The sequence below is a fragment of the Burkholderia sp. 3C genome (genome assembly GCF_054589155.1).
Genome location: NZ_BAAILN010000087.1, coordinates 37,335 through 43,156, shown reverse-complemented (window position 1 = coordinate 43,156; position 5,822 = coordinate 37,335). Strand labels below are relative to the sequence as shown.

At 66.4% G+C, this 5,822-nt stretch carries 5 protein-coding genes; 2 read left to right on the top strand and 3 right to left on the bottom strand.

Annotation, left to right across the window (positions count from 1 at the left end; translation table 11 throughout):
• Window positions 1-592, bottom strand: a 592-nt coding sequence (argS, locus tag ACYP33_RS15395) for an arginine--tRNA ligase domain-containing protein (protein ID WP_459622706.1), incomplete at its 3' end; no start/stop codon positions are given.
• Window positions 593-792: 200 nt separating this feature from the next.
• Between argS and ACYP33_RS15390 the strand changes: the two genes are divergently transcribed.
• Both ACYP33_RS15390 and ACYP33_RS15385 read left to right on the top strand, forming a co-directional pair.
• The gene (locus tag ACYP33_RS15390; protein WP_414443215.1) at window positions 793-1,116 is read left to right on the top strand and encodes a DUF1840 domain-containing protein; all 324 of its coding nucleotides are present in this window, start codon (window positions 793-795) and stop codon (window positions 1,114-1,116) included.
• Window positions 1,117-1,366: 250 nt separating this feature from the next.
• Entirely contained in the window at window positions 1,367-1,837 is a 471-nt protein-coding gene (locus ACYP33_RS15385) for a PAAR domain-containing protein (RefSeq protein ID WP_459622705.1), read from the top strand.
• A 19-nt stretch (window positions 1,838-1,856) separates the two neighbouring features.
• Here the strand turns inward: ACYP33_RS15385 and metH are convergent, their stop codons facing one another.
• Both metH and ACYP33_RS15375 read right to left on the bottom strand, forming a co-directional pair.
• Complete coding sequence (gene metH / locus ACYP33_RS15380) at window positions 1,857-4,574, bottom strand: methionine synthase (RefSeq protein ID WP_459622704.1); 2,718 nt, start codon at window positions 4,572-4,574, stop codon at window positions 1,857-1,859.
• A 79-nt stretch (window positions 4,575-4,653) separates the two neighbouring features.
• Window positions 4,654-5,724 (bottom strand): homocysteine S-methyltransferase family protein, encoded by a 1,071-nt coding sequence (locus ACYP33_RS15375; RefSeq protein WP_414443211.1) that lies wholly within the window; start codon window positions 5,722-5,724, stop codon window positions 4,654-4,656.
• Between the last annotated feature and the right edge of the window lie 98 nt (window positions 5,725-5,822).

The window sequence follows — 5,822 nt, the reverse complement described above, 5'->3', positions numbered from 1 at the left end:
GATGGGCGTGCGCGCGGCACTGCGTGGACAGCGCCAGGTTGCCGATCTGCACGCCGGCGTCGTTGTAGTAGAACTCGCGGTGCACCGCGTAGCCCTGGGTGGCCAGCACGTTGGCCAGCACGTCGCCGAGCGCGGCCTGGCGGCCGTGGCCGACGTGCAGCGGGCCGGTGGGGTTGGCCGAGACGAATTCGAGCAGCACGCGTCGGCCGGCGTCGTGTTCCGAGCGGCCGAAGGCCTCGCGCTCGGCGAACACCGCGCCGATCACGGCCTGCTTCGAGGCTGCGGAGAGGCGCAGGTTGATGAAGCCGGGGCCGGCGATTTCCGCGGCCTCGACCAGCCCGGCCGCGGCCGGATGCGTGCCGATGGCGGCGACGATCTTCTCGGCCAGTTGGCGCGGATTGGTGCCGAGCGGCTTGGCGAGCTGCATCGCGACGTTGCAGGCCGCGTCGCCGTGCGCGGCGGCCTTCGGGCGCTCCAGCGTGATCGCGGGCGTGACGAAGGCGGCTTCGGCGTCGCCTTTCAGGGCCTGGACGACCTGCTTCACGCAATCGGCGAGCAGGGTTTCGAGAATGTGTTTTTGGGCAGGCAGCATGCTGTCGGGAAGGGTCGTTGTCGGCGGCCGCGGGAGGCCGGCCGGCGGCGCGCCCGGCGGCGCGCGTTTCAGGGATCGCTGAATTTTAACAGGTGCTAATATGCCGCTCAGACGCAAAGCGTCGGCGCGACCCATTTACCCCCGCGCCAGCCGGCCGACGAGCCGGCAAGCACAACAAAAGCTGAAAGGATATTGCGATCATGATTACGTTCAAGAGCAAGGCGGCACAGGATCTCGACGTGCTGAAGGACTTCGCGGTGTATGTACTGGGCATCGTCGGCAAGCCGCTCGGCGAGCGCGGTGTGATCACCCACGACGAGCTGGACGGCGCGATCGCGAAGCTCGAGGCGGTGACCGACCAGGCCCGCCGCGCCAGCGCCGAGCACGGCGGCCATTTCCACGAAGAAGATACCGACCACTCCCACCACGAAGTCGCGCCGAGCGTCGCGCAACGCGTGGCGCCGTTCCTCGGCATGCTGCGCGCGGCGAAGGCGCAGAACGCGGACGTGCATTGGGGGTTTTGAGGCGCTTTGCCCGACCTCGCGGGGTGCCCGATGCGGCGCCTCATCCAAACGAAGCCCAGGTTTATCCCTGGGCTTCGTCGTTTACGGCGCGTTTCTCGGTACGTCGCTGGCCTCCCGCCTTGGGTGATGTGCGTGCAATCGCCGCAGATCGTGAAAAATCAGAAGAATCCCATGGAAGTGTGATGCCGAATGTCGAAAGCTCCCGGTCTTGAACGTCAGCCTCGGGAGGCCATCAAGCGTGAAGCGATATATGCTGAAAAAAGGCGACACATCGTCGAGCGGCGGCATCGTCGTCGAGGGTATCGACGGCTGCATGCACGAGGGAACGCCGCTGACCTTCGTCGGGGCGCGGGTTTTCTGCCACGCGTGTCAGTCGGTCGGGACGATCGTCGCGCAAGGGCCGCGCTGGCCTGACCACAAACACGGCAAGGAGCAGGCGCTCGAAGGCGATCGCTGCGTTTGCCAATGCTCGCCGTCGCCGGTCATGGTCGCGTCGCAGAGCGAGCGCTTTCATGAGATGGACGTGCATGCCGTTGCTGCCCTGGGCTACGATGCTGCCGGCCAAGCGACTGCTCCGGCCTATCGCAGCCACCACGACGAGCAGGTGCGGGTTCTGGATATGCGGGGATCCGCCGCCACCGGCGTGCCGTATCATGTCGTCACGACTCACGGCACGGGATCGATTCGCAACGCGCGGCCGGGCTGGATGGCCGTCGAATGACGCCAGCCCGGCCCGGTTCTTACAGCAACGGCGCCAGCGCCCGCCGCGCGTCCTTCTCCGACAGCGACATCCGCGCCGCGAAATCGGTCACCTGGTCGTTGCCGATCTTGCCGACGGAGAAATACGTGCTGTCGGGGTGCGCCAGATAGAAACCCGACACGCTCGCCGCCGGCAGCATCGCCAGCGATTCGGTCACGCTCATGCCGATCTCCTCGGCGCGCAGCACGTCGAACATCGCCTGCTTGACGAGGTGGTCCGGGCAGGCCGGGTAGCCCGGCGCCGGGCGGATGCCGGTGTATTTCTCGGCGATCAGCGCTTCGTTGTCGAGCGTCTCGCCGGCCGCATAACCCCACAGCTCGCGGCGCACGCGCGTGTGCATCGCCTCGGCGAACGCTTCGGCGAAGCGGTCGGCCAGCGCCTTCAGCATGATCGCGCTGTAGTCGTCGTGATCGGCCTCGAACTGCTTTTCCTTTGCCTCGACGCCCAGCCCGGCCGTCACGGCGAACAGGCCGATGTAGTCGGCCACGCCCGATTCCTTCGGCGCGATGAAATCGGCCAGCGAGCGGTTCGGGCGCATCACGCCGTCCACCACCGGGCGCACGCTCTGCTGGCGCAGGTTGCTCCAGCGCATCGCAACTTCGGTGCGGCTGTCGTCGGTGTAGATCTCGATGTCGTCGTCGCCCACGGTGTTGGCCGGCAGCAGCGAGATCACGCCGTTCGCGGTCAGCCAGCGGCCCTGGATCAGGCGCGACAGCATCGATTTGCCGTCCGAGAACACGCGTCGCGCCGATTCGCCGACGATCTCGTCGTTGAGGATCGCCGGGTACGGGCCGGCCAGGTCCCAGGTCTGGAAGAACGGGGCCCAGTCGATGTAGTTCGCCAGCTCGGCCAGGTCGTAGTTCTTGAACACGCGGCGGCCGATGAACTTCGGCTTGACCGGCGTGTAGCTCGACCAGTCGACCTTGGTCTTGTTGGCGCGCGCCTCGGCCAGCGTGACCATCGGCGTCTGCTTCCGGTTCGCGTGCTGGTCGCGGATGCGGTCGTATTCGCTCTTGAGGTCGTCGAGGTAGCGCGTGGCGCCCTCGTCCGACAGCAGGCTCGACGCCACCGACACCGAGCGCGACGCATCCGGCACGTACACCACCGGGCCTTCGTAATGCGGCGCGATTTTCACGGCGGTGTGCACGCGCGAGGTGGTCGCGCCGCCGATCAGCAGCGGGATCTTCTTCACGCGGAAATAATCGTCGCGCTGCATTTCGGATGCGACGTAGGCCATTTCCTCCAGGCTCGGCGTGATCAGACCCGACAGGCCGATGATGTCCGCGCCCTCGACCTTCGCCTTCGCGAGGATCTCGTTGCACGGCACCATCACGCCCATGTTGACCACTTCGAAGTTGTTGCACTGGAGCACCACCGACACGATGTTCTTGCCGATGTCGTGCACGTCGCCCTTGACGGTGGCGATCACGATCTTGCCCTTCGCGCGCACGTCGCCGCCCGCTTCCGCGAGCAGGCGCTTTTCTTCCTCGATGAACGGGATCAGGTGCGCCACGGCCTGCTTCATCACGCGCGCCGATTTCACGACCTGCGGCAGGAACATCTTGCCCTGGCCGAACAGGTCGCCCACCACGTTCATGCCGTCCATCAGCGGGCCTTCGATCACGTTGATCGGGCGGCCGCCGGCGGCGTGAATCTTGGCGCGGGATTCTTCGGTGTCCTCGACGATGAAGTTCGTGATGCCGTGCACCAGCGCATGCGCGAGCCGTTTCTCGACCGGCTGGTTGCGCCATTCGAGGTTCTCTTCCTTCTTCGCGGCGCCCGTCTTGAACTTGTCGGCCACTTCGAGCAGGCGGTCGGTGGCGTCGTCGCGGCGGTTCAGCACCACGTCTTCCACGCGCTCGCGCAGGTCGGCGTCGAGATCGGCGTATACGCCGAGCTGGCCCGCGTTGACGATGCCCATGTCCATGCCGGCCTGGATCGCGTGATACAGGAACACGGTGTGGATCGCCTCGCGCACCGGATCGTTGCCGCGGAACGAGAACGACACGTTCGACACGCCGCCGCTGATCTTCGCGTACGGCAGATTCTGCTTGATCCAGCGGGTGGCTTCGATGAAGTCGACCGCGTAGTTGTTGTGCTCCTCGATGCCCGTGGCGACCGCGAAGATGTTCGGGTCGAAGATGATGTCCTCGGGCGGGAAGCCGCATTCCTCCACCAGCACCTGGTACGAGCGCGTGCAGATTTCGGTCTTGCGCTCGTAGGTATCGGCCTGGCCGGTTTCGTCGAACGCCATCACCACGGCGGCCGCGCCGTAGCGGCGGATCAGTTTCGCGTGGTGGATGAACGGTTCCTTGCCTTCCTTCAGCGAGATCGAGTTGACGATCGCCTTGCCCTGCACGCATTTCAGGCCGGCCTCGATCACGTCCCACTTCGACGAATCGATCATGATCGGCACGCGCGCGATGTCCGGCTCGGACGCGATCAGATTCAGGAAGCGGACCATCGCCGCCTTCGAATCGAGCATCGCCTCGTCCATGTTGATGTCGATCACCTGCGCGCCGTTCTCGACCTGCTGGCGCGCGACCGCGAGCGCCTCGTCGAACTGGCCGTTCAGGATCATCCGTGCGAACGCCTTCGAGCCGGTCACGTTGGTGCGTTCGCCGACGTTGATGAAGAGGGTGCCCTGGGTGACGTTGAACGGCTCGAGGCCGGCAAGTCGCATGGTGTGGTCGGTCATGGCGGTGCGGGTGCGTATCGTAGGGGGCGCGGTTCGGCGCCCGCGCATCAGGCGGCGCGGGCGGGGGCGAGGGCGTGACTCAGGCGGCTTCGTCTTCGCTGTAATGCGTCGGCCAGCGGCGCGGCTTCACGTCGGCCAGCGCCTTGGCGATTTCGGCGATGTGCGCCGGCGTGGTGCCGCAGCAGCCGCCGGCCAGGTTCACGAGGCCGGCCTGCGCGAACTCGCGCAGCAGGCTCGAGGTGACGTCGGGCGTTTCGTCGAAGCCGGTGTCGGCCATCGGGTTCGGCAGGCCCGCGTTCGGGTAGCAGGACACGTAGGTGTCGCAGAGCTTGGCCAGTTCGGCGATGTACGGGCGCATCAGCGCCGCGCCGAGCGCGCAGTTCAGGCCGAACGTGAGCGGGCGCACGTGGCGCAGCGAATTCCAGAACGCCTCGACGGTCTGGCCCGACAGGATGCGGCCGGATGCGTCGGTGACGGTGCCCGAGATCATGATCGGCAGCAGCTCGCCGGTGTCCTCGAACAACTGGTCGAGCGCGAACAGCGCGGCCTTCGCGTTCAGCGTGTCGAAGATCGTTTCGACCAGGAACAGGTCCACGCCGCCGTCGAGCAGCGCCTTGGCCTGCTGATAGTACGCATCGCGCAGTTCGTCGTAGGTGACGTTGCGCGCGCCCGGATCGTTGACGTCGGGCGAGATGCTGGCCGTTTTCGGCGTCGGGCCGATTGCGCCCGCAACGAAACGCGGCTTGTCCGGCGTCGAGTACTTGAGCGCGGCCTCACGGGCGAGACGCGCCGATTCGACGTTCATTTCCACGACGAGATGCTCCATCTCGTAGTCGGCCTGCGCGACGGTGGTGGCGCCGAACGTGTTGGTTTCGACGATGTCGGCGCCGGCCGCGAAGTATTGATCGTGGATCTCGCGGATCGTGTCGGGCTGCGTCAGCGACAGCAGCTCGTTGTTGCCCTTGATGTCGCGATGGAAATCGGCGAAGCGCGGGCCGCGATAGGCGGCTTCGTCGTATTTGTATTGCTGGATCATCGTGCCCATCGCGCCATCGAGGATCAGGATCCGGCTTTGCAGCAGCGCGGGCAGGTCGGCGCCGCGCGTGTAGGGCGCGGCGGGGGCGAGACGGATGGACGGCTTGGTCGGCATGGCGAGCGGGCGGCGATGTCGGGAAAACCGCCATTGTAGCGGGTGCGCGGCTGCGCCGCCCGGCGTGGCGGACAATTGCGCGCCCAATGAAAACCCCC